The sequence below is a fragment of the Streptomyces sp. NPDC031121 genome, from assembly GCF_055570615.1.
This window is the reverse complement of sequence record NZ_JBVIGV010000011.1, coordinates 59964-84621: the sequence shown is the minus strand read 5'-3', so window position 1 is coordinate 84621 and position 24658 is coordinate 59964. Positions and strand designations below refer to the sequence as shown.

The following is a 24658-nucleotide window of genomic DNA, read 5'->3' as shown; positions in this document are numbered from 1 at the left end:
CGGGGCCGCCGGCGGAGGCGGGGCCGCCGGCCGGGAGGCCCGCCCCGCGGCGCCCCGCGCCGTCACTCACCCGGCCCTCCCGCCGTACCGCCCGGCTCCGCCACCGCCGCTGCGGCCGCCGCCAGGCGGCGCAGTTCGCGGTCGCAGGCGGCCAGGTGGGGCCCGAGCGCCTCGTCGAACTCCAGGCTCTGCGCCTCCAGCAGCAGCTGCCGGCGGATCGCGAGCTCCCGGTCGGAGATCCGGCCCATCAGCACGGCCGCCGTGTGCGCGGCCTCCTCCGTGTCGTCCGCGAGCTGGTCGATCAGGCCGAGGTCGCGGGCCCGCCCGGCGTCGATGTCGTCGCCCCACAGCACGATCTGCCGGGCGCGGGCCGCCCCGAGCTGCCGGGATATCCGGTGCACGGCCATCCCGGGCCAGAAGTGCCCGTCGTTGACCGGCGCGAGGAGCCGCAGGTCCGGCGAGCCGATCCGGTAGTCGCTGACCAGCAGCAGGTCGAGGGCCGGTCCGCCGCACGCCCCGGAGGCGACGGCGATGCTCAGCGCGGGCAGCCGCTCCAGCCTCCGCACGGCCCGCTCCCAGCGGTTGATCTGCCGGATGTCCACCTGGCCCGGCCAGGCCCGCGCCCCGGCGGGCGCGTCCGGCAGGCGCAGCAGGACCACCGAGCCGTCGGCCCGCGCCTCGGCCCGGTCGCAGGCGCCGCTGACCGCGGCGGTCAGCTCGGGCAGCGGCTGCCGCGCGTCCAGCTCCAGGGTGGTGCACAGCCCGTCCGCGGGGCCGTCGGGCACGGCCCCCGCCGTGCCGTCCGCCGGTTCGCCCTCCGCGGGCGGCGGCAGCGTGTCGTGCGTCCGCATCGCAGTTCCCTTCGTCGTCGTGCCGCCGCCCGCCGAGCGGCCCGGGGTGCGGGTCACCACCGCGCCAGCGCCATCTCGATCGTCGAGCCGGGCCCCATCGTCATCAGCACCCCCAGGTCGCCCGGGCGGACCGAGCCCTCGGACGCCAGGCGCTGGTAGGAGAAGAGGAAGGAGCCGCTCGACAGGTTTCCGTGGTCGCGCAGCACGCCGGTGGTGTGCCGTACGTCGTGCCGGGTCAGCCCCAGGTTGACGCGGACGGAGTCCACGACCTTCTTGCCCCCGGAGTGCACCACCCAGTGGTCGATGTCCGAGGCCAGCAGCCCCGTGCCGTGCAGCAGCCGCTCCAGCGCCCCCTCCGCGTGCGCACCGACGACGTACGGGATCTGCGGGTCCAGCCTGAAGCTGAACTTGCCGTGCCCCTCGTCCCAGTCGTAGCGCATCGCGTCGACGGCGTCGGGGATGATCCGGCTGGAGAAACGCAGCAGGGCCGGCGAGAGCGCCCCGCCCGCCCCCTGTCCGCCGCCGCCGGGCGCGGTGACGGCGACCGCCGCCGCGCCGTCCCCGAACAGGCTGTTGACGACGGAGGAGCGCATCGTGCCGTCGAAGACGTACGCGGCCGAGCACACCTCCACGCACACCAGCAGCGCCAGCTCCCCGGGGTGCGCCCGGGCCCAGCCGGTGACCGCGCCCAGGGCGTTGAGGCCGGCGTTGCAGCCCATGCCGACGACGTCCAGGCGCGAGCAGCCGACGTCGAGGCCCATCTCCCTGATGAGCAGGGCGGAGAACCCGGGCGTCAGGAAGCCGGTCGACGTCACGCAGCACAGGTGGCGCACGTCCGACAGCGCCGCCCCGGTGTCGGTGAGGCAGTTCTCGATGGCCCGCCGCCCCAGCAGCAGCCCCTGCTCGGTGTGCTTGCGCAGGAGCGCCCCCTGCGACTCCACCGCCCGGGAGCCGTCGGGACCGGCGGCGGGCAGCGTCAGGCCGCGCCGCTCGATGGCGCTGTTCAGGAAGAGCGAGCGGATCCGGGGGTCGGTGACGGCCAGCAGGTCGAGGAGTTCGCGCTGGCTGTAGCTGGTGTCGGGGACGGCGGTGCCGACCCCGGCGAGCCGGGCGGCGGCCCCCGTGTCCGGCGGGCTCATCCGAGGTAGTCCTCCAACCCGCCTTCGCGGACCGTGTCCAGCGTGAAGCAGTGGAAGCCGCCGCCGAACAGCCGCCGGTGCCGGTGCCGGACCGGGACCGCCGTGAAACCGTGCTTCTCCAACGTCCGCGCCAGCTCCGGGCAGGCCTCGTTGACCAGCACCGTGTCCGGGCCGGCGGACAGCACGTTCAGGTCGATGAACGGGCTGGTCAGCACCAGGTCCTCGTCCTCGTAGCGGGGGAAGTTGTCGCCCTCCGGGGCGGGCGCGACGATCCGGTCCCACCTCCGCAGCGCCTCGGGCAGCTTCTCCGCGACGGCCTCCGAGCGTACGAGCAGGGTGCCGGGCCGCAGCGCCAGGACCATGCTGTCGATGTGGCTGTCGCTGAGCCGGTGCACGCGGTGGATCCGGAACCGGTCGCCGACGTGCCGCTCCAGCCAGTCGCAGGCCAGGGCGTGGTGCGCGGTGGAGACGTTGACGACGAGGTCGCGGCCGAGCCGCAGCACCTGCGCCCCGTCGAACATCATCTCGATGCCGACGTCGTAGGGGGAGGGGCTCGGGGTGCCGATGGGCTCGGTCGGGCCGCCGATCGTGCTCTCGCGGGCGTAGTCGAGGTCGAACGACGCGTCCGTCATCAGGGGGCGCGGCATCACCGTCCAGCGGGCGCCCTGCGCGAAGTACCTCTGGAACACCGGCGTGAGGAACTGGGTCTCGAAGTACCGGGAGCGGATCATCGGCGGCGTCTCGATGATCTCGTCGCCGAGGATCAGCGTGTTGTCGCGGATGTTCAGCGGCGGGACGACGGACGCCGACCACGCGGGGGTGCGCACCTCGCTGGTGCCGGGGTCGAGGTCCATCGGCCGGAGCACGGTGACCCCGAGGCCGGTCAGGGTCGCCGCGATGCCCTCCAGGTCCTCGACGAGCTCGTCCACGTAGCGCTGCTTGATGGGTACCCGGCCGCGGCGGTCCCCGTCCGGTCCGGCGCTCCCCTGCCCGGCCCCGCCGACGGTGAGCCGCGGGTAGTACCACTCGGACCGGGTCGAGTTGTCGCCGGCGATGTTGTCGTGGAAGAAGAGGTCGAAGGACAGCTCCCGCTCGTGGGAGGTGTAGTGGGCGGCCGAGCCGACGACCACCTCCTTGAGCGGGGACCATTCGTCGAAGCTGTTCAGCATCATCGTGAGTTCCCTCGGTCGCGTGAAGTGGCCGGCCCGGCGGCCGTACGCCCGGGCAGTGCGGGCAGCCCGGACCGGAGCGGCAGCGCCAGGGAGAGGTACTTGCCGTCCTCCTCCAGGCAGATCCCGTGCGCGGCGCAGGAGGCGAGGAACTCCTCGACCTCCGCCCGCCCCACGGCCCCGCCCGGTCCCGTACCGCCGCCCAGCTCCCGGTGGACGCGGGCGGCGCTGCGCGGGGCGTCCCCGCACAGCTCGTACGCCTGCGCCCGCCACCCGGCGAGGGTGGTCTTGCGGCGCCGCCCGCCCCGCGTGTCGAACAGGGTCAGCCAGTCCGGCCCGCGCCGGTAGGCCAGGGTGGGCCGGTCCTCCGAGGCCCATTCCCGCCCCCACGCCTCGACGGCCTTGGCGAGCTCGGCGACGGCGTCCGGGGAGGCGGTGTCCGGGGCCCGGTAGTCGAAGAAGTACGCGATGCGGCTGTGGTCCAGCCCGGGGACCGGGAACGCCAGCCGGTAGGCGCTCTTCGGCGTGATCTCGCCCATCCCGAAGGAGGGGTCGGTGAAGTACGGGCTGAACCGCTCCAGCCAGATCCGCCCGACCCCGGCGGGCGGCTCCAGATGCGTCAGCAGCGGAACGAGGGCGGCCTGGCCGGTGTAGTCCTCGTCGGTCTCGCCGGGGAAGCCCGTCAGGACGTTCCAGTCGACGCGGACGCCGTAGTAGTGCGCCCACTTCAGCAGCCGGACGTTGAGGAGCCGCGAGGAGCCCTTCCGCATCAGCCCGAGGACGTGCGTGCTGAGGCTCTCCAGGCCCGGCTGGATCTTCCACACCCCGGCCTCGGCCAGCAGGCGCACCTGGTCCCTGGTGAGGTTCGCCTTCACCTCGAAGAACAGGGCGGTGTCCCACGGGGCCCCGCGCAGCCCTGAGCAGAAGGTGTCGAGGTAGGCCATGTCGAGGATGTTGTCGACGGCGTCGACCGCGAGGACCCGGTGCCGGCGCATCAGCTCCTCCAGCTCCGCGAGCGCCCGCTCCGGGGACTTCGCCCGGTACTGCATGCCCAGCGCGTTCAGCCCGCAGAAGGTGCAGTGGTGCTTGGCGCCCCACCAGCAGCCCCGGGAGAACTCCACCAGCAGCCGCTGCGTGTTCCGGCCGATCACCCGGTCCCGGCCGAGGGCCTCCAGGGCGGTGAAGTAGTCGTCGTAGTCCGGTACGGGCAGCCGGTCCATCTCCCGGGTCCGGACGCCGGGGGCGGGGGTGGTCACCCGGCCGTCGGGGGTGCGGCCGCAGACGCCGGGGAGGGCGGCCGGGTCGGCGCCGCGCGCCACGGCCGCCGCGAGCCGGGGGAGCGTCACATCGCCCTCGCCGACGACCACGTAGTCGATGAAGTCGAAATTCCGCAGGTACTCGGGCCCCATGTCGCCGTCGTAGTTCGCGCCGCCGAAAACGACGACCAGGTCGGGGCGGGCTTCCTTCAGGCGGCGCGCGAGCGCCAGCGCGGCGACGTTCTGGATGAAAGTCGACGTGAATCCGACGATGTCGAGTTCCGGCCAGATGTCGCGGTCGGCGAGTTCGTCGATCCACGCGGGAAGGCGGCGGCACCGCAAATCGGCCACGGCGTCCCAGTCCACTCCCGCTTCGGCGCACATTTCGGCCACTTCGGGGAAACGCAGCCGGTAATCCTCGACGTCCTCGGTCACCCCGAAGGCCGCCGTCCCGAAGAGCCATTCGCCGAAGAGGTGGACCCGTTCCGAAGGGGCCTCGGTGATGATCTCGTAGAGGTCCGTCCCCAGCTCGGCGGCCAGCTCCAGATTCGGGTAGACGCTGCGCGCGTCGTGCCCGAAGGAGCGGAGCGCGGCCTGGAGCAGCCCGCACTGGATGGACGGGGTGTCGGTGCGCGCCCACGGCATGTTCACCAGCCCGATCCGCAGCGGCCTCGCCGGGACGCAGTCCGGCGGGAACAGGGGCCGGCCGATCAGTTTCAACTCAGCGCCGCCTGACACGATTCCTCCGTACGTCCGCTCCGGCAGGCCGGACCCCTCCCCGGCGGGCGGGGAAGGACCCGGGTCGCGCACTGGTCGGCTGGCTCAGACTCAGTCCTTCACGTTGCTGGCCGAAACGATGGGCCTGTCCGAGACGTCGCTGTTCGAGGCGATCGCGGCGACATCGGCGTCCTCGATCTCGGTCCAGACGATTTCACGCTCCATGGTTCACCTCCTTCCTCATATCCGGATATGAGATTCCGTCGGTGAGCGGTCAACGATCGTAGGAAGCGCGCGCGAGGCGGACAAGGTGGCGATCCGGCCACCGCAACAATCGGGCGGGCGGCCCCGGCCGAGTCCCGTGGGGCCTCGGAGGCGGGAGAGGCGCTCTTGACGGCGTCTCACACCGCTTTTGACAATTGGCCGGTCCGGCCGGGCGGCATTCTTCTGTCCCGCCGGAAAAGGGCACTGCGACCACAGGGAGTATTGCCGGATGCCGCGACTGCTGATCGGGAACGACTGGAGCGAGGAACTGGAAGAGCGGGCCGCAACCGGCTGGGCCGTGCAGCGCCTGCTGTGGTTCGCCCGCGACGGCGACGTCCTCGTCCTCCCCGTCTCTCCGGAGGAGGAGTTCCTCTCCTACGTCACCTCCCTGACGGGCACACGCCGCGACTCCCTGGAGGTCGTCGTCCCGCCGCCCGGCCGCCTCGGCACCGGCGCGCTCACCGCGGACCGGCTCACCGACCCCGCCTTCCTCGCCGACCTGGGCAAGCGGACCGCCGGCAGGCCCGTCGACGAGGTGTTCGCCCTGTGGCCCGACGCCGCCGTCGCGGCCCTCGCAGACGCCCTGGGCTGCCCGGAAGCCCTCGAAGGGCACGCCTTCCTCACGCAGAGCGGCGGACTCCTCGGCAGCAGCAAGGCAGTCTTCCGGGCCCTGGCCGCCGGCGTGGGCGCCCCCCTCCCCGACGGCGCGGTCTGCGCCGACCCGCGGCGCGCCGAGGAGCACATCGTCCGCCTGCTGGACGACGGCAGCCCGGTCATCCTCAAGCAGGACTTCGGCTCCGGCAGCGACGGCAACGAGATCCTCGGCCGCACCGCCGACGTCGACCTGCGGGGCGCACGGACCGTACGCGCCCTCCCCGACCGGGCGGCGGTCACCGCGTACCTCGCCGAACGCTGGGACTGGCTGACCGTCGGCGGCCGCGACCGGGTCGTCGTCGAGCGCTACCACCCCGGCAGCCGCGCCTACTTCGCCGAGTACTGGATCTCCGACGCGGGCGTCCGGCTCGGCGGGCACGGCGAGATGCAGTACCGCCCCCTGCCCAACGCCCAGGTGATGCCCGCCCCGGACCTCACCGAGCACCAGCTCGGCGTCCTCCTCGACGGCGGGCGCCGCATCTCGGAGGGACTGCGCGCGGTCGGCTACCGCGGCATCCTCAGCGCCGACGCCGTCGTCACCCCGGGAGGGGACGTCCTCTTCACCGAGTACAACGGCCGCGCCACCGGCTCCACCCACATCTACGAGATCGTCGGCAAGCGGGTCGTCGGCCCGGGCTTCGGCACCGACCGCATCCTGCTGGAACGGGTGTGGCCCCGGCACTGGGAGGTGCCCTCCTTCACCGCCGCCCTCACCAGGCTCCGCGACTCCGGCCACGCCTACGACCCCGCCACCCGCCGCGGCGCGATCATCCTGGCCGCCTACCACCCGGGCCGCAAGGGCGTCATGCTCTGCTTCGCGGAGGACACCGTCGAAGCCGCCCTCCACCGTGAGGAACAGGTCGCCCGGCTCTTCACCCCCGCCTCCTGACCGGCCCGGACGGGGCAGCGGCCCCCGATTGTGCCGAGGGGGGTCCGCGGCGCCCGGTACGGCGGTACGCTCCCGCTGCGCCCGCGGCACGCGGGGCCGCGTGGGAAACCGTCGGGGGTGGACGAGTTGGCGCTGGATGACCGCTATGCGTTGAGCGTCGGATGCCGGGTCAGTGTGAAGAACCAAGGGAGCCTGACGACGGTGACCTGGAGCATGGCGAGGCTGTCGTCACCCGACATGCGCCGCCCGCAGCATGGCGAGGCGCCGGTCGCCTTCTCCTGCCCGCGCTGCCGGAAGGACTTCACCGCCACCGTCGAGAGCGCCGCCAAGGCCCGGCGCAAGCGCACGCTCTACCTGGTGATCGGCAGCGTGCTGCTGCTCTCCCTGCTGGTCACCCTCCCCATGGCCTTCCACCTCGGCGGCCAGGTCCGCGAGGAGGACGACCCGTCGATGAACCCCATGGCCGTCCTCGTGCCCCTCGTCGCCGTCGGATTCATCGCCGGACTGACGCTCTTCCGGTTCGGCCGCCGCTACGAGGGCGTCAAAAAGCACCGCCTGGTCCGGCCCGACGGGAGGCGGACGATTCTGGTCCAGGGCCACCGCTTCTACTGATCAGCCGGTACGCCACGCCGAACGGGTCCGATCGGGAACGCGCGGGGCCCTGCGTACATCTAGCAGTACGGTGCGGCTCCGCGGGGGCGGCGCCGCACGTAACTGCACGGTGTGAGTGGCAAGGCGGGGCTGGGATGAAGGCGATGACGGTGGCGGGCGGTTCTCCGGGCGACCCGGAGCGCGACAGGACGACCGCACCCGCGGCGGGCCCGGAGGACAAGGCCGCGGAACCGGACACCCCGGACACCCGGGATGCGGCGGACGAGGCGGACGCGGCGGACGAGGCCGCGTCCGAGGACGCGCCTGCCGCCCGGCCGCTCGCGGCGGACCCCGACGGGGACACCGACCCCGCCGAGGCACCGGGCGCCGGGCCCGAGGACGGCACCGGCCCCGAGGCCGGGCGCGCACCCGCAGCCGGCGCCTCCCCGAAGGATGCGGCCTCCGAGGCCGACGCCGACACCGGTACGACGGCCCCCGACGCGACCGCGGACGCCGACGAGGACGAGGCGGACACCGCCCACGACGCCGACGCGACCCCGGCGGCCGACACCCGGGCGGAGGCCGCCGAGGACGGCCCGGAACCGGAGGCGGCAGACGCGGCATCCGGAGCCGGGGCGCCGCCCGCGCCGGAGGAGTCCGACGCGGCCGAGGGCGGCGCGAAGGCGGATGCGACGCTGGTGTTCACCAAGCCGCCGCGCGGCCCTGCCGACACCCCCGCCAAGCCGGCCGCCAAGCCCGCGCCGGAGGAGTCCGACGCGGCCGAGGGCGGCGCGAAGGCGGATGCGACGTTGGTGTTCACCAAGCCGCCGCGCGGCCCTGCCGACACCCCTGCCAAGCCGGCCGCCACGCCGCGCACCGAGGCGCCGGGGGACGATGCCGGTGCCGAGCCCGCCCCGGCCGCCCCGGCGGGCGCGGACGACGACACGCGGACCCTCGTCTTCCGTGCCCCCGACACGGCGACGGCGGCCCGGAAGCCCAGGCCGGAGTCCGGCCCGACACCCCCGGCGAAGGGAACCGGGGAGCCGCCCGCACGAGGCGACCGGCCCGGCCCGTCCGGCGGCGACGGCCGGAAGGCGCCCGCGTGGGCGCGTACGGAGGAAGGGGAAGCCGACCCCGAGCGGACGACCCGCTTCCCCGCCCTCAAGCCGCCCACCGCCCCGCGCCCCACCACACCGAAGCCCACCGCCTCAGCACCGACCGCCCCGCGCCCCACCGCTCCGGCGCCCGCCGCTCCGCGGCCGGGCCCGCGCCCGCAGCCCCCCGCGCCGGCCCCGGCCCCGGCCCCCGTGGCGTTCCAGCCGCCGCCGCTGGACCTGCCGGCGGTGCAGCTCCCGCACACGGAGCCCCGGCGCCGCCCGCTGCTGCGCAGCGCCAGGCTGTGGACGCCGGTCGTGCTGCTCCTCGCCGGCGGCTTCGTCGGCGCCCAGCTGCTGCGTCCGCTGCCCGCGCCCCGGCTCGTCGCCGCCGAGACCACCCGTAGCGTCGACGGGCAGTTCTCCGTCCCCTGGCCGGCCAAGGGCCAGGGCGCGGTCCGCGTCTCCGGCTCCGGCGACGTCGGCTCGTTCGGGGAGCAGAAGCCCGTTCCGACGGCCAGCGTCGCCAAGGTGATGACGGCCTACGTGATCCTCAAGGGCCACCCCCTGCGCAAGAACGAGTCCGGCCCCACCCTTACCGTCGACGCGAAGGCCGTCGCCGAGGGCAAGTCCGAGGACGAGTCCCGGATCGAGGGGCTCACGGCCGGCCAGAAGTTCAGCCAGCTGGACATGCTGAAGATGCTGATGATCCCGTCGGGGAACAACGCCGCCCGCCTGCTGGCCCGCTGGGACACCGGCACCGACTCCGAGGCCGCGTTCGTGGAGAAGATGAACGCCGCGGCCCGCGACCTCGGCATGAATGACACCACGTACACGGATCCCAGCGGCCTGGACGCCGGCACCGTCAGCACCGCCGCCGACCAGCTGAAGCTGGCCGAGGCGGTGATGAAGGACGAGGTGTTCCGCTCGATCGTCGCGATGCCCAGCGCGCCCATCAAGGGGCTGCCCCAGCCGCTGGTCAACAACAACACCCTGCTGACCGTGCAGGGCCTCAGCGTCCGCGGCATCAAGACCGGGTCCAGCACGCCGGCCGGCGGCGCGCTGATGTGGGCGGCGTACAAGTCGGTCGGCGACGAGACCCCGCTGATCCTCGGCACGCTGATGGAGCAGCGCGTGGAGGGCCCCGACCCGAACGCCACGAAGAGCCTGGCCCTGGTGCTCTCCAACAGCAGGAAGATCGTCGAGGCGGTGCGCTCGGCCCTGGCGTCCGCCCCGCTCGTCCGCAAGGGCGATGTCGTCGGGCACGTGGACGACGGCCTCGGCGGCCGTACGCCGCTCGTGGCCGCCAAGGACCTGAACGCGATCGCCGTCCCCGGCCAGCAGTTCACGCTGACGCTGTCTCCCGGGGCGTCGCCGCTGCGGCGCGAGGCGAAGGCGGGTACCGAGGTCGGCACCCTGACGGCCGGCGAGGGCGACGGCGCGAAGAGCGTGCCGGTGGCCGTCCGCACCGCCCTGGAGGAGCCCTCCCTCGGCACCCGCCTCACCCGCCTGCGCTGACGCCCGGAGCGCGTGAGGCGCATGAGGCCGGTGCCCCGGTGGGATCCCCGCCGGGGCACCGCCGGGTCCGGGCCCCTGCTGTCACCCGCGTGCGGCCAGCACATCGAGGTAGTGCCGGTTGTACATCACGCCCAGGACGTTCCCGAAGGGATCGGTCACGGAGGCGGTGACGAACCCTGCTCCGCGCTCCGTGAGCGGTTCGTACTCCTTCGCCCCCAGGGCCAGCAGCCTTGCGAGAGCCGCGCTCACGTCGTCGACGTGCCAGTACACGACGGCGCCGCCGGGCCCGGGCCCCGCCTCTGCGGGCGCGTAGCGGCTGTCGATCAGCCCCAGCTCGTGCCGGTAGTCCCCGAGACGGAACTCGACGTACCCGGGCCGCTGGAAGTACGGCTCCACACCGAGCAGTTCCGTGTACCAGCTCTGTGCTGCCGCCAGGTCGGCTGCCCGGAAGCTGACGGTGGTAAGCCCTCGCAGCATGGTGTCCCCGTTTCTCCCCGCCGTGGATACCGCATCCCGGCTGATGCCCCGACAGTAGGCGCCAATGAGGTCAGTTCTTGTCCTCAATCTCGGGCGTAGCCCGGAGGTTGCGCGCCGGTTTCGGGCGGGCTTCAGGGGCGGCGGCCGGTGGTGGAGGCGAAGCCGAGCCAGGTGTGGCGGTTGTTCCACCAGCACCAGCCGACCTTGGGCGCGTCGCGCCGCTCGCGGCCGTCGCGGCCGGTGCCGTTGCTGATCCAGATGGCCGGCGTACGGGCGTCGAAGGTGCCGTTCGGCTTGCGCAGGCGCGAGCCGATCGTCATGAAGCAGCGGTTGCGCTCCAGGACGGCCGGCTGCTGGAGCAGCCAGTGGATGCCCTCCGTGAGCAGGAGCGGCGTGCGGTCCTCCCGGTGGAGTGCGGGCAGTGCTTCCTCCGGGCTCCAGTTGGCCATGCGGTCGCCGCGGTCGGGGCCGGCGACGAGGTAGAGGGGCGCGTCGGGCAGGTCGATGCCGTCCGGGGTGAACCGGTCGACGTCCGCCATGTCGGTGACGGTGAAGCCGGGCTTGTCCCCGTGGCGGAGCAGCGGCGCGAGGGCGGACGCGGGCGCCAGGTCCGGGTGGACGGCCAGCAGGACATCGCCGCCGCCGTCACCGCCGGCGGCCTCGGCGTACGCCCGCACGCGGTCGGCGGGCATCCCTGCGAGCTCGGGCACCCCGAGCCCGATCAGCCGCTCGGCCTGCGCGGCGAGCGACGGGAGCGGGGCGGGAGCGGGAGCGGAGGCGGAAACGGTCTCGGGCAAGGTACTTCCTCGTTTTCGTGATTCCGACAGGAAGGGAGAAGGGGGAAGGGCGAAGGCTGGTCTAGCGGCTCAGGCCGCGGAAGCGCCTCACGGCCAGCGGGAAGAACACTGCGATCAGCGCCACCGGCCAGGCCACAGCGAGCAGTTCGGCGTGTTCGGCGGCCCAGGAGCCGCCGCCGGTGCCGCCGGGGCTGCCGACCAGGCCGCGCACCGCGGTGGCCGTCGCCGACAGCGGGTTCCACTCCACGGCCGCGCCCAGCCAGGACGGCATCGATCCGGGCGCGGCGATGGCGTTGGAGAGGAAGCCGACCGGCCACACCAGGATCTGCACCGCCTGCACCAGTTCCGGTTTGCCCGCGACCAGCCCCAGGTGGATGCCGACCCACAGCATCGCGAACCGCAGCAGCAACAGCAGCCCCACGGCCGCCAGGAAGGCGGCGGTCCCGTGGTGCCAGCGCCAGCCCATCGCGTACCCGACGGCGATCATCACGGTGAGGCCGGCCGCCGACTGCAGCATGTCGGCGGTGCTCCGGCCGACGAGGACCGCGCCGGAGGCCATCGGCAGCGACCGGAACCGGTCGATGACGCCCTTGCCGAGGTCCTGGGTGACCGCCAGCATCGTCGCCTCCAGGCCGAAGACCATCGTCATGGCGAGCATGCCGGGTACCAGGTAGGCCGTGAAGTCCCCGTCGACGCCCCGGCCGCCGCCTATCAGGAAGCCGAACATCAGCATGATCATCACCGGGAAGACCAGCCCGACGGCCACCTGGGCCGGCTCGCGCGCCCAGTGCATCAGCTCGCGCCTGGTCATCGTCCACGAGTCGGCGGCGGCCCAGGCCGCCCGCGTGACCGCTCCGTGCGCCGTGCCCGCGCCGGGTACCGCAGCCGCACTCATGCCGCGTCCTCCCTCTTCGTCAGGTGCATGAAGACCTCGTCGAGCGTCGGCCGGCGCACCGCGATGTCACGCGCCTCGATGCCGGCCGCCTCCAGGGCCCGTACGGTCCCGGTCAGGGCCGCCATCCGGTCGGTGACGGCGGCGCTGACCAGGCGCAGGTCCTCGTCCACGACCGCGTCGCCGGGCAGGAGGGCGGCCGCGTGCGCCAGGCGGGCCGCGTCGTGCAGCACGACGTCGATGCGGTCCCCGCCGGTCGCCGACTTCAGCTCGTCCGGGGTGCCTTCGGCGATCGCCCTGCCGTGGTCGACGACCGCGATCCGGTCGGCGAGCTGGTCGGCCTCCTCCAGGTACTGGGTGGTCAGCAGGACGGTCGTGCCGCCGTCGACGAGCGAGCGCACCGCGTTCCACACCTCCGTACGGCCGCGGGGGTCGAGCCCGGTCGTCGGCTCGTCCAGGAAGAGCACCTCCGGCCGCGAGATGAGGGCCGCCGCGAGGTCGAGCCGCCGCCGCATGCCGCCGCTGTACTGCTTGACGGCCTTGGGGCCGGTGTCGGAGAGCCCGAACCGGGCCAGCAGCTCGTCGGCCCGGCGTGCGGCGCCGCGTGCGCCGAGCCGGTGGAGCCGGCCGAACAGCTCCAGGTTCTGCCGTCCGCTGAGTTCCTCGTCCACGGCGGCGTGCTGGCCGACCAGCCCGATGCGGGCGCGGACCTCGTCGGCACGCGTCCTGACGTCGGCCCCCGCCACCTCGACGCGCCCTTCGTCGGGGCGCAGCAGCGTGGACATGATGCGCACGGCTGTGGTCTTGCCGGCGCCGTTCGGGCCCAGGATCCCCTGGACGGTCCCGGCCCGGACCGTGAGGTCCAGTCCGTCCAGGGCCTGCTTGGCCCCGTACCTCTTCCGCAGGCCCTCGGCGAGGATCGCCGGATCGCGCTCGGTCAAAGCACCAGCCCTCCGTCAGTGGTCAAACTTGACTAGCAAGAAAGACGGTACGCCGCCCGCGCCCATTAGTCAAACTTGATTACCATTCTGGAGGCGGAGCGGCCCCGCCGTCCCCGGCCGCCGCCCCCGCACCTACGCTGTGCGGAGTTGTCCAGAAGGGAGACGCCCATGTCAGCGATCCGGCTGCTGGTCCTCGGCGCGGTCCGCCAGCACGGACGCGCACACGGCTACCAGGTCCGCAACGACCTGGAGTTCTGGGGCGCCCACGAGTGGTCCAACGCCAAACCGGGCTCGATCTACCACGCGCTCAAGCAGATGGCCAAGGAGGGCCTCCTCCTGGCCCACGAGGTCGCGCCGAGCACCGCCGGCGGCCCGCCGCGCGTCGAGTACCAGATGACGCAGCAGGGCACCGAGGAGTACTTCGTCCTGCTGCGCCAGGCGCTGACCTCGTACGACCAGAAGATGGACGTCCTCTCGGCCGGCATCGGGTTCATCGTCGACCTGCCGCGCGAGGAGGCCGTCGCGCTCCTCAGGGAGCGGATCGCCCGGCTCGAACAGTGGCGGTCCGCGGTCACCGAGTACTACACGCCGGAGAACGGCCCCGGCCAGCTCGGGCACATCGGCGAGATCATGAACATGTGGGTCCACTCGGCCGACAGCGAGGCCGAGTGGACCAACGGCCTGATCGAGCGGATCGAGGGCGGCGCGTACACCTTCGCCGGGGAGGGCGAGCCCTTCGTCGGCATCCTCGCCGACGATGAGCCGAACCCGTACGCCGCGCCCCGCTGAGCCGGCACGGAGCCGCACCCGCCACCTCAGGCGGCGGGATCCTCCGGCGGGAGGTAGGGGCCGAAGTGCCCGGCGACCGCCTCGGCGACCGCGGCAGCGTCGTGCGAACCGTCGACTTCGATGACGCGGATCCCGAGCCGCCGGGCGGTCCGCACGGCGTCCTCGGCGACGAGCACGTCCCGGGCGAGCCGGTTGGCCTGGGCGCGGGCCGGGTCGCTGACAGGGTGCCCGAAGGAGGCGGCGCGGGGCAGTTCGCGCAGTTGGCGCCGGCGGAAGGCGGGCGTGGGCACCATGACGACCATCCGGCGCGGCGAATCGACGAGCGGTGCGACGAGTTCGGGGCGCAGCCCCCACCCCTCGGCGATGACTGGCCGGCCCGATACGAGCGCGCGCAGGTCGTCCAGGGCCCACTCGAAACGGGCGGGGAAGCCTGCCAGCGTCTCGGCGGCCATCTCCTCGGGGCCGGTGCGCACCCACACCTGCTCCGGGTCGGGGCCGTCGGCGGGCTCGCCGAGGCGCACGCGCCGGGCGATCCTGCGGTCCTCGTGGCCGCGGGCGTCGTGGAAGTCGTAGTGGTACGCGGTGACGCCGTACCGGCGGGCCAGCAGCCGCGCCACGGTCGACTTGCCGGCCCACTGGCCGCCGCCGATCCACAGCGCGCGGCGCAGGGTGCCGAAGGGATCCCATACCCCGTCGGCGGCGGGAGAGGGCTGGTCGGTCATGCGCTGTCCTCCTGAGGCGAGCGGCGGCGTTGCCGACCGGGCGGGCCCGGCCCGGCGGTACGGTACGCCCCTTCCGTACCCATGCGGCGCGACCTCGACCAGCAGGACGGCCTGTACACCGACATCGGCAGCCTGCCCCGGACCGGTCCGAGCTCGACGACTGCATGCTCTCCGCCGACAACGACCCGCCCAGCGCCATGACCCCCGAGATCGGCGAGTGGGTCCTCGACCGCCTGCCCGACCGACGGCCCCGGCCCGGCCCGCCCGGACGCGGGCCGGGGCCACCCTTCACCGATGTGGCGCAGGTCACATCCGCATCCTGTCAGGGATCGCAAGGCCGTCCGGTTCAAGGTGCGAGACCACGCCGGACCACGGCGGATCCCGAGCAGACAGGAGCACGGACATGCAGCACCGCATCGTCGTCCTCGGCGCCGGCTACACCGGAGCGGTCGCCGCCGGCCGCATCGCCCGCCGGCTGCACGCCGACGACGTCACCATCACCCTGGTCAACGCCGAGCCCGACTTCGTCGAGCGGGTCCGCCTGCACCAGCTGGCCGTCGGCCAGGAGCTCCGCCCCCGCCCGTTCGACGAGATGTTCGCCGGGACCGGTGTGCAGCTGAAGCTCGCCGAGGTCACCGCCGTCGACGCCGACCGCAAGACGGTCGCGGTCCAGGGCGCCGCCGGCCGCGAGGAGCTCGCGTACGACACCCTGGTCTACGCCCTCGGCAGCGGCTGGAACGACGGCGGCGTCCCCGGCGCCGCCCGGTACGCCCACGAGGTGTCCAGCCGCGGTGGCGCCCTCCGGCTGCGCGAGCGCCTGGCCGCCCTGGAGGCCGGCCGCCCCGTCGTGGTCGTCGGCGGCGGCATGACGGGCGTGGAGGCCGCGACGGAGATCGCCGAAGCCCGCCCCGACCTCGACGTGCACCTGCTCACCGGCGGCGTTCTCGGCGACTGGCTGTCCCGGAAGGGCCGCGGCCACCTGCGGAAGGTCGCGGACCGGCTCGGCATCACCGTCCACGAGCACACGCACGCCGCCGCCGTCGCCGAGGACCGGGTCACCACGGCCGACGGCACGGTCCTCCCCTCGGCGGCCACCGTGTGGACCACCGGCTTCGCCGTCCACCCGATCGCCGAGGCGGCCGGCCTCGAACTCACCGACCGCGGGCAGATCGTCGTCGACTCCACCATGCGCTCGGTCTCGCACCCGGACGTCTACGCGGTGGGCGACGCCGCGATGGCCGTCGGCCCCAACGACCGGCCGCTGCGCATGTCCTGCGCCTCGGGCGTTCCGATGGCCTGGCAGGCCGCCGACGCCATCGCCGCCCGGCTCGCCGGCGTCAAGGTGCCGCACGTCCCGATCCGCTACTACCAGCAGTGCATCTCGCTGGGGCGCAAGGAGGGCCTCATCCAGTTCGTCACCGCCGACGACCGCGCCGTCGAGAAGGCCCTCACCGGCCGCACCGCCGCCGTCTACAAGGAGATCATCTGCAAGGGCGCGACCTGGGGCGTCGCCAACCCCACCCTCGGGATGCCGACTCGCCGCCGCCGCGTCACCAGCGCCCGGCAGGCCCCGGCCGCGCCCGCCCCGACCGGGGCAGCGGCCTGACCGGGGCCCGGCCCCGGCCGCCTACGGAGGCGAGGGCGGACCCGCGGCGCGCACCGGCGCCCACGGGTCCGCACCGGCCGCCCCCCGGCCCGCGTCAGCGCGGGGTGAGCAGGCAGAACTCGTTGCCCTCCGGGTCGGCCAGCACCTTCCAGTGGATCCCGGACTGGTCGATCCCGGGGTCGGCCGCGCCGAGGGCGCGCAGCCGGGCGGCCTCCGCCTCCAGGTCGTCCCCGCGGTAGGGGGCGATGTCGAGGTGGACGCGGTTCCAGACCGTCTTCGCGTCGGGGGTCCGGACGAACTCCAGGTACGGGCCGACGCCTTGGGCGGAACGCAGCGACGCGTGGTCGTCCGCGGTCTCCACCACCGTCCAGTCCGTCACCCCGCCCCAGAACCGGGCCATGGCCCGCGGGTCGGCGCAGTCGACCACCACCGCGGCGATCGGCCCGGTGTCCCGGTAGACCGGACGGGGCTCCAGGACGCAGAACTCGTTGCCCTCCGGGTCGGCCATGACCGTCCACGGGACATCGCCCTGGCCAACGTCGGCGAGTGTCGCCCCCAGATCCTTCAGACGGCCCACCAACTCCGCCTGGTGGGCGGCCGAGGCGGTGGCCAGATCGATGTGCACCCGGTTCTTCACCGTCTTGGGCTCGGGCCGGGCGATCAGGTCGATGCAGACGGCCGACGGGTCCGGATAGGCGAAGCCCACGGGTTCGAGGTTCGTCACCCCGGGCGCCTCGCTGTCGATCCCCCACCCCAGCGCCTCCGCCCAGAACCGGCCGAGCGCGGAGTCGTCCTGCGCCTTCATGTTGATCTGCACGAGTCGTGTTGCCATACCGGGATCCTAGGACCCGTCCCCGGCGGTCTCTCCGGCCGGAGGGGCGGAGACGGAGACCGGGACACCGTAGGACAGGAACTCCGTCAACACGCTGGTGGCGCCCGCCGTCTGGGACAGCCGCAGGGGCACGCCCTTGCCGTCCACCCACACCTCGGCCACCATGTCGACACCCTGCGCAACCACGCCGTGCCAGGGCCGCTCCGCGTCCTTGTGCAGCTTCCCCAGCGGGATGGTCGCCTTGTAGCGGGTGGTCTGCCTGCCGTTCACGTCCTCCTCGCCGACCCTGGCGACGTCCTTCGCCGAGGCGAGGGCCGTGATGGCGGATACGGCGTTCGCCGGCCCGCCGAGGGCCTCCGCATCGGACCCCCCTCCGACCTCCGCGGCCGTGAGCCTGAGCCACCGCTTGCCCTCGGGGTCGTTCCGGGTCTCGTAGTAGTACGAGTCCTCCACCAGGCGCACCGCGGAGGTCCCGCCCGTGCCGCCCTCCTCCAGCGCCGACCCGCCCGCCGTCCGGGCGTCCATGGCGTACCCGTTCCCCCACGCGTAGGCGCCCTTGATCTCCACCGGCCGGCCGCCGGTCATGGGCGACGCCACCCGTACGCTGACCTCGGCCGACCCGGCCTTCGCCACGGCGTCGGCCGTCTTCCCGAGCGGCCCGGCGCCACCCGGCTCCCCGGCACACCCCGCCACCCCCGCCCCCGCGAGCACCAGCACCGCGAGACCGCGCACAGCGCGTCCTGCCTTCACAACCCCACCCCTGCCGCCAACGGTCGACCACTGAGGTTGATCTTGCCACGCCGGCCGGCCGGGCAGGCGGTCCTCAGCGGCCGCCCGTCCGGTCGCGCGGCCAGCGCGCCGGCCCGTAGAGCCGCTGCACGGCTTCGATGTCCGCGGTGGCCAGTTCGCGCCGGCCGTCGCCGCCGGAGGCCGTCATCACGGAGTCCGTGCCGGTCGTCGTGTGGCCCAGCCCGAGGGCGTGGCCGATCTCGTGCAGCGCGGCGGCCTGTAGGTCGGTGAGCAGGCCGGGCCGGTTCGTCCAGGTCGGGGCGTCGTTGAAGTGGACGCCGCCCGCGAAGGGTTCCGGTGCCGCCGTGGACGGCGGCGGCCACGCGTGCCCCAGCACCAGCGCGCTGTCGTCGAACGGCGGGGTGCCGAGCAAGGAGGGCGGATCGCCGTGCTCGCGGACGAGGAAGCCGACGAGGATGTCCACGCGGTACAGCCGGGCCAGCGCCTGCACGGCCGCCGCCTGCGCACGGTCGAAGGCCGGCCCGGAGCGGACCGCCAGGGCCAGCGCGCGCACGGCGCCGCTGACCGCGAGCGGCGGCGGGACGTGCCGGAACGCCAGCGGCGTCACCGCGGCCCAGGTGGCGAAGGCATGCGAGACCGCCGCGGCCGCCTGGGCCGGCGTCAGATCGGCTGTGTGCCGCATGAATCCGTAGGTCAGGTTCGTACGGGGCCACGCGCGGATCGCGGGCACCGCCCGGGGCACCGCCGTGGTGCCGGGCAGCAGGTCCGGCACCCCGCAGCGCGGCCGGCGCAGTTGCGCCAGGGTTCGCTCGCCGACCTCGCCGTCGGCGTCCAGACCGAAGCACTCCTGGTACCGGCGCACCGCGCCGGCGAGCGGCTCGTCGTAGTGGTCGGCGGCGGGCGGCGAGTACGGCGCGTACCCCAGCTGCCGCAGGTATCCGTACAGCGCCGCGACCTCGGGGCCGTGGTCGCCCCTCTTCAGGGGCTGCAGCGGAGCCTTCAGCATCCGCGCCTCCCGGAGTCGGTGCGGCCGGCCGCCGGCACGCGAAGGCCCGGCAGCAGGGGGATCGTCCGCGGAGTGGTGCTGCTTCCACCATAGGAGGCACCCTGGCCGGCGCAACCCGGCGGCAGGCCGGGCAGCGCCGCCCGCTCACTCCCCGCCGTCCCAGCCCTCGTCCTCGTCATCGTCGTCGTAGTAGCCCTCGTCCGCGACGTACGCGAGCGGTTCGGCCACCCACCCCGCGGCGAGCACGAGCCGCGAGGACCGCTGCACCGCGAGGAAGCCGAACGGCCGGTCGAACCGGACGTCGACGGTCCGCACCCGGTAGGGAGGCGGCGGAAGCGCGGCGGCGCCCACCGCGCCGAAAGCGGTGACGGCGGCGGCCTCGAACCCCTTCGCGTGGAACCGCGCCACGGCCGCCTGCCGGCCCGAGTCGACGAGGAGCGGATCCCGGCTGACCCCGGGGAAGTGGCCGGCGGGGGCGGGCGTGCGGGCCGTCTCCAGGCCGAACAGCCCGGCGTGCTCCAGGAGGTCGTGGTCCGCGTCGACGGAGAAGGCCACGGTGTCCACGCTCAGCCGCGGCTCGGGCCGGTACGCCGCCCCGACGCCGACCCGCAGCCCCGGCCCGGGCGCGCCCTCGGGCAGGGAGAAGCCGTCCACCGACGGCACGGCCCGGGTCGCGGCGGCGATGCCGCCGGCCAGGACCTGCCCGGCGGGGGCGTCCGGGGAGCCGAGGACGAGGTGGACGTCCACCCCTCCGTCGCCGACCACCTCGAGCAGGGTGACGGGCCCGGCGGGCGTCCCCGCGACCCGGACCCGGTGCAGCAGCGAGGTCGTACGGAGCAGCCGCAGGACCTCCCGGCCGGCCCACGGCCCCTCCGGGAAGGTCCCCGGCCACTCCCGGAACGGCCGTATCCAGCGGAGCCGCAGCGCCAGGGCGGACGCCAGGACCAGCCGGGTGCCCTCGGTCACCTGCACCGGCATCCGCTCGACGAGGCCGCCCGTACGCGCTGCCGCCCACTCGTCGAGCAGCCTGCGGTCGGCGGCCGGGTCGCCGCTGAGCCCGCCCCGGGCGCCCTCCGGCAGCCGGGCCGCCCACTCCGGGTCGAGCGGCAGGTCGGCCCGCGCCCACAGCCCGGTCGCGGCCGCCAGCCCCCGTACGCGCCCCAGCGCGGCCAGCAGCTCCCGCGCTGCGCCGGCGGCCCGGCCGGCGGGTATGCCGAGCGCCGCGGACAGCTCCGCCCGGGCCGGCCCGCCGGCCCCGTCCGCCAGCAGCGCCAGCAGCGGCCAGACCCCGGCGGCGGTCAGCACGCTCCCCGTACGCCCGTCGGCCGCGACCGCGGCCTCGGCCCAGCGGCCGGTCAGCCGGTTGACCGCACGAACCGTCTCATCCCTCGCACTCATGCGCGGAGCCTACGGCCGTCCCACCCGCGCCCCGGAACGCTTTTCCGCGCCCGGCGCCCTCAGGACGCCCTGGTGTACCGGGAGGCGGCCCCTTCCCGCTTGTAGGCCTCGACGCGGTGCCACGCGTCCAGCCACTGGCGGATCTCGTGCTCCCCGGTCACCCCGCAGGCCCGTACGAAGTGCAGCAGCACCGTCTCGCTGCACCCGCGCCTGCCCTTGAGGACGTCCCCGATGGTGGTGCTGGGCAGGCGGCTCACCCCGCCGGCCCCGGGCACGGCGGCGCGCTCCTCCAGAGTGCGCAGGGTCGGCTGCCCGGCGGCCACCCGCAGTTCACGCATCGCCTGGAGGAGATCGGCGGGCTCCATCACGTAGGGGAGGGCCGGCGCGCTCCTCGGCAGGGGGACGGCGGTGCCCCGCGCGTCGACGGCCGCCTTCGCCGCCCGCTGCCAGAGCTTCCTCGCCTCGGCCACCGGACCGCCGCAGCACCGGACGTACGCTTCGACGGTCTTCCACGGCGGGAGGCTGCGGCCCTTGTCCGCCCGGCACAGCGCCGCCGCGGAGGCGGGATGGCCGATCTGCTGCGACGTCTGCGCCATGCGGCTGTAGGAGAGCCAGGACGGGCGGAGCGACCGGAGCCACTCCGCCAGTTCCTTCCTGGCCGCCTCAGCACGGGCGCTCGTCCCGCGCCCCACCGCTACCGCGAGCGGCGGGCGGGGAGGGCCTGCACCAGCCGGCGGACCAGCTCGATGCCCAGCAGGCCGCCGACGCCCACGGTGACCGCGGCCGTCTGCAGGTCCATCCCGGCCAGGACCAGGCCGGTGAAGACCCCGAGGACGAGCACCACCATGACGGCGGGCACGGCGGGGATCAGCGGGGAAGCGGTGTGCGTGTCGTTCGTCTTGCGGTTCAAATCCACCTCGCGACTGGTAGCCAACTCGACCGGTGCCCCTGCGATCTGACGGCCTGCCAGAGCCGGCGGATCAGACACCTCCGGCAAATTCTTTCGGTTCGCGGGCACCGCGCCCAGCGCGTAGGAGCCGGGGAACCGGGACACGGGGGCGGAACGGCCCGCGACCACGCCGCCGCACGCCGCCCGTCCCCCGCGCTGACCTGCGGCGGCGTGGGAGCAGGCGTTCCACGCGAAGGTGGGACGAACTGAAACGGGCCGTAGCGCCGCCCCCGGGGGGTGGGGCACTCTCTTCCTTGTTCGCGCACTCCACAGGTGGAGGAGAGGGTTATGCAAGGGCCATAGGGATGCCGTCCGGCCACGCCACTCCGGGGGGACGTACGCCTTCCGGAAACGGCCTGCCCTCTGTCCGCTTCGGACTCGGCAGCGGCCCTGGAACCTTTCACTGCCCCCTTTCGCCCTCTCTTCCCATCTCGGCCTTTCCCCGGCCGGTAGCCAACTCGACACGCACCACACCGGGCCGGAACCTGTGCCAGCGGGTTCCCCCAGCACTGGCGCCGTCAGGTTCCTGGAATCCCAGGCCCCTGACGGCGCTGCTGCGTGGGGGGACCTGCCTGCGGGCCGGAGCCGGTGCCCTGTACCCCCCCGATGCGCGTTCGGTTAGGGTGGCCTTGCCTGGCTGCAGGTTCGGGAACCGCTGCCGCAGGTGGCAACCCATGGAACGGAACAGTCAGAGGCGGGGCGCAGGTGAGAGACGACGGCCGGGCGCGTGCGCGCCGCGCCCCTGCGGGGACGGAGCACCCATGCGGGTGACAGGCCTCCCGTACGCCGGACCGGAGACCGGGACGAGGCGCCGTGGATAAGATCGCGCTCACGGCCGGAGCCCTCTACGTCATCGTGCTGCTCCGCGCCGGAGGAACCTTCGCCGTCGGCTGGCTCGCCGGCGCCGGAGCCCGGCGCAGCCGGTTCGCCGACCGGATCTCCTCGGCCAAGTTCCAGCGGGTCGAGCGGGCGATCCAGCGCTGGGGCGCCCCGGTGGTGGCCGTCTCCTTCCTGACCGTCGGCTTCCAGACCGCCGCCAACCTGCTCGCGGGCAGCATGCGCATGCCACTGGTGAGGTACCTCCCCGCCCTGTTCATCGGCGGGGCGGCCTGGGCGCTGATCTACGCGACCGCGGGGCTCGGCGCGCTCGCCGTGCTGGGTCGCCTCTTCACCGAACACCCGGCCCTCGGCGCGGCCGCCGCGGCCGCCCTCCTCCTCGCGGTGTCCGGCACGATCGCCTACCGCAGACGCCGGGCGACCTGCTCCTCCGCCGGTGGGGCAGAGGAATCCTGACGGCAACCGGCGGGCCGCAGCCGGCAGGGCGCGGCCCGATGTCACTCCACCCGGAAGCCCCCGTGATCGGCCGCCCGGCGCAGGAAGCCGATCCACTCGTCCCAGCGCGGCTCCTCCGCCATGGTCCCGGCCTTCGCCTCATCCGGTTGCGCATCGAACGCGGCGAGCGCGGCCCGAATCTCGGCCGGGGTCACCAGCCAGCCGTCGTTCCCTTCGCCGATCTTGTAGTGGGGGATGCCGACAGGCCGCTCGGCCTGCCAGTCCCGCCAGGCGGCGGTGAACGCCGCAAGGGCCTCGGGGGCCCGCCCGCCGTGCGGGTCCCGGAGATCCTCGGGCGTCAGCCCGAAGTCCTCAAGCCGGGGATCGGGCGGGTCCTCGTACGACAGCATCCCGAGGCGGGCCATCGTCGCCTTCGCGTACCCCATGCTCGATCTGTTGAAGCGGTAGTCGGTGTCACCGGCCCCCTCCGGCTGCACGATCTCCAGGTCCCAGCCCACTGGCGCGCCCTCCCCGGGCCGGATCGAGCCGACGCGCAGGCGCGCAGTTCTGACACGATGACCCGATGTTCGATTTCGGTGTCACAGGCTACCGACCCCTGTGGTTGAACCGCCGCGATGACGTCGTGCGCGCTCACGGGCCCCGCCTGCGCGACCTGGTCGGCCGGACCCTGACGAGGGTCTGGCTCGTCTGGGACCTCCGGGACGACGAGTGGTTCTGCGACTGCCCCGTCCTGTTCGACTTCGAGGGCCAACAGGTCGAGATCAACCACCACAAGTTCGGCGACCTCTCCCTCACCTGGAACACCATCGACCCCGGCACCCCTGTCCGATGGCCCGGCTTCGACATCCGGTGGCGGGCCGCGCCCCTCCTCGGCGTCCGAGCCCAGCTGGGCCTGCCCCTCAAGGACGTCGAACTGCTCGAATGGACCGGCCGGGACCTGGCGCAGGGAAACGTCGACGTCAGCTTCGTCTTCGAAACGGGTCGCACGACCGTCTTCAACGCCCTCGACGAGAACGGCCTGAGCCACACCCCACCCACCCGACACCAGCGGCCCCACTCCCTCCGCTGAAGCGCCGCCGCGGAAGCGGTGGTGCCGATGAGTTCGCCGCGCCGTACCGGTCTCCCCTTCGACGCGACCGTCCTCGACAGGGAGAGCACCGGCACCATGTCCACCATCCAGCCTGTGATCATCACCGCCGACCAAGACCTACTCCGCGGCTTCTACACGGAGCTGTTCGCAGCCGAGGAGGTGTTCCGGTTCCCGGCCGAAGGGCCGCCCTTCTACCTCGGCCTGCGCATCGGGGACACCGAGCTGGGCCTGGTGGCCACCGCGGATCCGGGGACCGGCACGGCGCCGCGGATCCTGCTCAGCATCGGCGTCGAGGACGTCGACGGGACGCTCGCCCGCGTGGAGGCGCTGGGCGGCTCGGTGCGCAGCGGCCCCAACGACATGCCGTGGGGCCGTCGCGTCGCCCACATCCTGGACCCCGACGGCAACGCGCTGAACCTCACGCAGCCCATCCCGGCCCGGTAGAACCCGCGCCTCCTCCGAAGGCCGTCCGGGGAATGGCCGACCGAGGGCCGGCGTTGTGGCCGCCATGGCCGACGCACCCCGGCACGGCCCCGACGCGGACACCCCGTCCGCCGGCGCCGCCGCCTACGCACGCCTCGCCGCCGACCGCGCCGACACCCTCGCGGAGGCGGCCGCGCTCAGCCGCGAGTACGACGGGATCGTCGCGGCGAACGCCCTGGTCGCGGTCGACGACGAGCACGACCCGGAGGGCGGCAGCACCGCCTTCGAGCGGGCCCACGTAGCCGCCCTCCTGGCCCGCACCCGCGAGCACCTGCACGAACTGGACCGCGCCCTGGAACGCCTCGCTACGGGCCGCTACGGCCGGTGCGAACACTGCGGCAACCCCATCCCGCCGGAGCGCCTGGAAATCCGCCCGGCAACCACCACCTGCGTCCACTGCGCCGAAACACCCCCTCGCCGCCCGCCCCACCACCCCGCCTGACAGTGGGCCCGCCCGACGCGGCGCATCAGGAGCCGCTGCCGTGGAACAC

General features: G+C 74.1%; 26 protein-coding genes. 9 read left to right on the top strand and 17 right to left on the bottom strand.

What is annotated here, in order from left to right; all coding sequences use genetic code 11:
- Positions 1-62: 62 nt before the first annotated feature.
- The 5 genes from dpgB to ACZ462_RS21575 form a co-directional block, all read right to left on the bottom strand.
- The gene (gene dpgB, locus ACZ462_RS21595; protein ID WP_467803009.1) at positions 63-851 is read right to left on the bottom strand and encodes an enoyl-CoA-hydratase DpgB; all 789 of its coding nucleotides are present in this window, start codon (positions 849-851) and stop codon (positions 63-65) included.
- A 53-nt stretch (positions 852-904) separates the two neighbouring features.
- A complete protein-coding gene (gene dpgA, locus ACZ462_RS21590) occupies positions 905-1990 on the bottom strand; it encodes a 3,5-dihydroxyphenylacetyl-CoA synthase DpgA (protein WP_467803008.1) in 1086 nt (361 codons plus the stop codon).
- Complete coding sequence (locus ACZ462_RS21585; RefSeq protein WP_467803006.1) at positions 1987-3162, bottom strand: glycine amidinotransferase; 1176 nt, start codon at positions 3160-3162, stop codon at positions 1987-1989. Before ACZ462_RS21585 ends, dpgA begins: the two co-directional genes overlap by 4 nt.
- A complete protein-coding gene (locus ACZ462_RS21580) occupies positions 3159-5153 on the bottom strand; it encodes a RiPP maturation radical SAM C-methyltransferase (protein WP_467803004.1) in 1995 nt (664 codons plus the stop codon). The genes ACZ462_RS21585 and ACZ462_RS21580 overlap by 4 nt, the downstream gene beginning before the upstream one ends.
- A 90-nt stretch (positions 5154-5243) precedes the next feature.
- Positions 5244-5357 carry a pheganomycin family RiPP precursor gene (locus ACZ462_RS21575; protein WP_467803002.1) on the bottom strand — a complete coding sequence of 38 codons (114 nt, stop codon included), beginning with the start codon at positions 5355-5357 and terminating at the stop codon, positions 5244-5246.
- 268 nt (positions 5358-5625) lie between these two features.
- Here ACZ462_RS21575 and ACZ462_RS21570 point away from each other — a divergent pair, with 268 nt between their 5' ends.
- The 3 genes from ACZ462_RS21570 to ACZ462_RS21560 all read left to right on the top strand — a co-directional run bounded on the left by ACZ462_RS21570 (position 5626) and on the right by ACZ462_RS21560 (position 10142).
- Positions 5626-6939 carry a preATP grasp domain-containing protein gene (locus tag ACZ462_RS21570; protein ID WP_467803000.1) on the top strand — a complete coding sequence of 438 codons (1314 nt, stop codon included), beginning with the start codon at positions 5626-5628 and terminating at the stop codon, positions 6937-6939.
- A gap of 201 nt (positions 6940-7140) precedes the next feature.
- Complete coding sequence (locus ACZ462_RS21565) at positions 7141-7551, top strand: hypothetical protein (RefSeq protein ID WP_467802998.1); 411 nt, start codon at positions 7141-7143, stop codon at positions 7549-7551.
- A gap of 134 nt (positions 7552-7685) precedes the next feature.
- Positions 7686-10142 carry a D-alanyl-D-alanine carboxypeptidase family protein gene (locus ACZ462_RS21560; protein ID WP_467802997.1) on the top strand — a complete coding sequence of 819 codons (2457 nt, stop codon included), beginning with the start codon at positions 7686-7688 and terminating at the stop codon, positions 10140-10142.
- A gap of 81 nt (positions 10143-10223) precedes the next feature.
- On the opposite strand, the gene ACZ462_RS21555 is transcribed toward ACZ462_RS21560, so the two are convergent.
- The 4 genes from ACZ462_RS21555 to ACZ462_RS21540 form a co-directional block, all read right to left on the bottom strand.
- Entirely contained in the window at positions 10224-10619 is a 396-nt protein-coding gene (locus ACZ462_RS21555) for a VOC family protein (protein ID WP_467802996.1), read from the bottom strand.
- A gap of 131 nt (positions 10620-10750) precedes the next feature.
- On the bottom strand, positions 10751-11416 hold the full coding sequence (locus ACZ462_RS21550; protein ID WP_467802995.1) for a DUF5701 family protein: 666 nt from the start codon (positions 11414-11416) through the stop codon (positions 10751-10753).
- A gap of 61 nt (positions 11417-11477) precedes the next feature.
- Positions 11478-12311, bottom strand: coding sequence for an ABC transporter permease (locus ACZ462_RS21545; protein ID WP_467802993.1), 834 nt, complete (start codon positions 12309-12311; stop codon positions 11478-11480).
- Entirely contained in the window at positions 12308-13249 is a 942-nt protein-coding gene (locus ACZ462_RS21540) for an ATP-binding cassette domain-containing protein (RefSeq protein ID WP_467802991.1), read from the bottom strand. Before ACZ462_RS21540 ends, ACZ462_RS21545 begins: the two co-directional genes overlap by 4 nt.
- Positions 13250-13417: 168 nt before the next feature.
- Between ACZ462_RS21540 and ACZ462_RS21535 the strand changes: the two genes are divergently transcribed.
- Positions 13418-14038, top strand: a complete 621-nt coding sequence (locus tag ACZ462_RS21535; protein WP_467802989.1) for a PadR family transcriptional regulator — start codon at positions 13418-13420, stop codon at positions 14036-14038.
- Between the two features lie 26 nt (positions 14039-14064).
- Here the strand turns inward: ACZ462_RS21535 and ACZ462_RS21530 are convergent, their stop codons facing one another.
- Complete coding sequence (locus ACZ462_RS21530) at positions 14065-14760, bottom strand: hypothetical protein (RefSeq protein WP_467802988.1); 696 nt, start codon at positions 14758-14760, stop codon at positions 14065-14067.
- 403 nt (positions 14761-15163) lie between these two features.
- Here ACZ462_RS21530 and ACZ462_RS21525 point away from each other — a divergent pair, with 403 nt between their 5' ends.
- The gene (locus tag ACZ462_RS21525; protein WP_467802987.1) at positions 15164-16366 is read left to right on the top strand and encodes an NAD(P)/FAD-dependent oxidoreductase; all 1203 of its coding nucleotides are present in this window, start codon (positions 15164-15166) and stop codon (positions 16364-16366) included.
- 94 nt (positions 16367-16460) lie between these two features.
- On the opposite strand, the gene ACZ462_RS21520 is transcribed toward ACZ462_RS21525, so the two are convergent.
- The 6 genes from ACZ462_RS21520 to ACZ462_RS21495 all read right to left on the bottom strand — a co-directional run bounded on the left by ACZ462_RS21520 (position 16461) and on the right by ACZ462_RS21495 (position 21268).
- Complete coding sequence (locus tag ACZ462_RS21520) at positions 16461-17198, bottom strand: VOC family protein (RefSeq protein WP_467802985.1); 738 nt, start codon at positions 17196-17198, stop codon at positions 16461-16463.
- Between the two features lie 9 nt (positions 17199-17207).
- On the bottom strand, positions 17208-17930 hold the full coding sequence (locus tag ACZ462_RS21515; RefSeq protein ID WP_467802983.1) for an SCO4651 family lipoprotein: 723 nt from the start codon (positions 17928-17930) through the stop codon (positions 17208-17210).
- Between the two features lie 91 nt (positions 17931-18021).
- Complete coding sequence (locus ACZ462_RS21510) at positions 18022-18954, bottom strand: matrixin family metalloprotease (protein WP_467802982.1); 933 nt, start codon at positions 18952-18954, stop codon at positions 18022-18024.
- A gap of 144 nt (positions 18955-19098) precedes the next feature.
- Complete coding sequence (locus ACZ462_RS21505) at positions 19099-20352, bottom strand: serpin family protein (protein WP_467802980.1); 1254 nt, start codon at positions 20350-20352, stop codon at positions 19099-19101.
- A gap of 59 nt (positions 20353-20411) precedes the next feature.
- On the bottom strand, positions 20412-20948 hold the full coding sequence (locus tag ACZ462_RS21500; RefSeq protein ID WP_467802978.1) for a hypothetical protein: 537 nt from the start codon (positions 20946-20948) through the stop codon (positions 20412-20414).
- Between the two features lie 98 nt (positions 20949-21046).
- Entirely contained in the window at positions 21047-21268 is a 222-nt protein-coding gene (locus ACZ462_RS21495; protein WP_468252591.1) for a hypothetical protein, read from the bottom strand.
- 846 nt (positions 21269-22114) lie between these two features.
- Between ACZ462_RS21495 and ACZ462_RS21490 the strand changes: the two genes are divergently transcribed.
- Complete coding sequence (locus tag ACZ462_RS21490; RefSeq protein WP_467802976.1) at positions 22115-22594, top strand: DedA family protein; 480 nt, start codon at positions 22115-22117, stop codon at positions 22592-22594.
- A 41-nt stretch (positions 22595-22635) separates the two neighbouring features.
- Here ACZ462_RS21490 and ACZ462_RS21485 read toward each other — a convergent pair whose 3' ends face one another.
- Entirely contained in the window at positions 22636-23091 is a 456-nt protein-coding gene (locus tag ACZ462_RS21485; RefSeq protein ID WP_467802974.1) for a hypothetical protein, read from the bottom strand.
- A 125-nt stretch (positions 23092-23216) separates the two neighbouring features.
- Between ACZ462_RS21485 and ACZ462_RS21480 the strand changes: the two genes are divergently transcribed.
- The 3 genes from ACZ462_RS21480 (at position 23217) to ACZ462_RS21470 (ending at position 24609) form a co-directional block, all read left to right on the top strand.
- Positions 23217-23663, top strand: a complete 447-nt coding sequence (locus ACZ462_RS21480; RefSeq protein ID WP_467802972.1) for a hypothetical protein — start codon at positions 23217-23219, stop codon at positions 23661-23663.
- Between the two features lie 96 nt (positions 23664-23759).
- Entirely contained in the window at positions 23760-24128 is a 369-nt protein-coding gene (locus ACZ462_RS21475; RefSeq protein ID WP_467803258.1) for a VOC family protein, read from the top strand.
- Positions 24129-24192: 64 nt separating this feature from the next.
- Positions 24193-24609, top strand: a complete 417-nt coding sequence (locus ACZ462_RS21470; protein WP_467802970.1) for a TraR/DksA family transcriptional regulator — start codon at positions 24193-24195, stop codon at positions 24607-24609.
- The last annotated feature ends 49 nt before the right edge of the window (positions 24610-24658 follow it).

Excerpts from the sequence above, each read along its gene's own strand:
- dpgB (WP_467803009.1), bottom strand. The coding sequence starts at position 851 with ATGCGGACGCACGACACGCTGCCGCCGCCCGCGGAGGGCGAACCGGCG.
- dpgA (WP_467803008.1), bottom strand. The coding sequence starts at position 1,990 with ATGAGCCCGCCGGACACGGGGGCCGCCGCCCGGCTCGCCGGGGTCGGC.
- ACZ462_RS21585 (WP_467803006.1), bottom strand. The coding sequence starts at position 3,162 with ATGATGCTGAACAGCTTCGACGAATGGTCCCCGCTCAAGGAGGTGGTC.
- ACZ462_RS21575 (WP_467803002.1), bottom strand. The coding sequence starts at position 5,357 with ATGGAGCGTGAAATCGTCTGGACCGAGATCGAGGACGCCGATGTCGCC.
- ACZ462_RS21570 (WP_467803000.1), top strand. The coding sequence starts at position 5,626 with ATGCCGCGACTGCTGATCGGGAACGACTGGAGCGAGGAACTGGAAGAG.
- ACZ462_RS21560 (WP_467802997.1), top strand. The coding sequence starts at position 7,686 with ATGAAGGCGATGACGGTGGCGGGCGGTTCTCCGGGCGACCCGGAGCGC.
- ACZ462_RS21555 (WP_467802996.1), bottom strand. The coding sequence starts at position 10,619 with ATGCTGCGAGGGCTTACCACCGTCAGCTTCCGGGCAGCCGACCTGGCG.
- ACZ462_RS21545 (WP_467802993.1), bottom strand. The coding sequence starts at position 12,311 with ATGAGTGCGGCTGCGGTACCCGGCGCGGGCACGGCGCACGGAGCGGTC.
- ACZ462_RS21535 (WP_467802989.1), top strand. The coding sequence starts at position 13,418 with ATGTCAGCGATCCGGCTGCTGGTCCTCGGCGCGGTCCGCCAGCACGGA.
- ACZ462_RS21530 (WP_467802988.1), bottom strand. The coding sequence starts at position 14,760 with ATGACCGACCAGCCCTCTCCCGCCGCCGACGGGGTATGGGATCCCTTC.
- ACZ462_RS21525 (WP_467802987.1), top strand. The coding sequence starts at position 15,164 with ATGCAGCACCGCATCGTCGTCCTCGGCGCCGGCTACACCGGAGCGGTC.
- ACZ462_RS21520 (WP_467802985.1), bottom strand. The coding sequence starts at position 17,198 with ATGGCAACACGACTCGTGCAGATCAACATGAAGGCGCAGGACGACTCC.
- ACZ462_RS21510 (WP_467802982.1), bottom strand. The coding sequence starts at position 18,954 with ATGCTGAAGGCTCCGCTGCAGCCCCTGAAGAGGGGCGACCACGGCCCC.
- ACZ462_RS21505 (WP_467802980.1), bottom strand. The coding sequence starts at position 20,352 with ATGAGTGCGAGGGATGAGACGGTTCGTGCGGTCAACCGGCTGACCGGC.
- ACZ462_RS21500 (WP_467802978.1), bottom strand. The coding sequence starts at position 20,948 with ATGGCGCAGACGTCGCAGCAGATCGGCCATCCCGCCTCCGCGGCGGCG.
- ACZ462_RS21475 (WP_467803258.1), top strand. The coding sequence starts at position 23,760 with ATGTCCACCATCCAGCCTGTGATCATCACCGCCGACCAAGACCTACTC.
- ACZ462_RS21470 (WP_467802970.1), top strand. The coding sequence starts at position 24,193 with ATGGCCGACGCACCCCGGCACGGCCCCGACGCGGACACCCCGTCCGCC.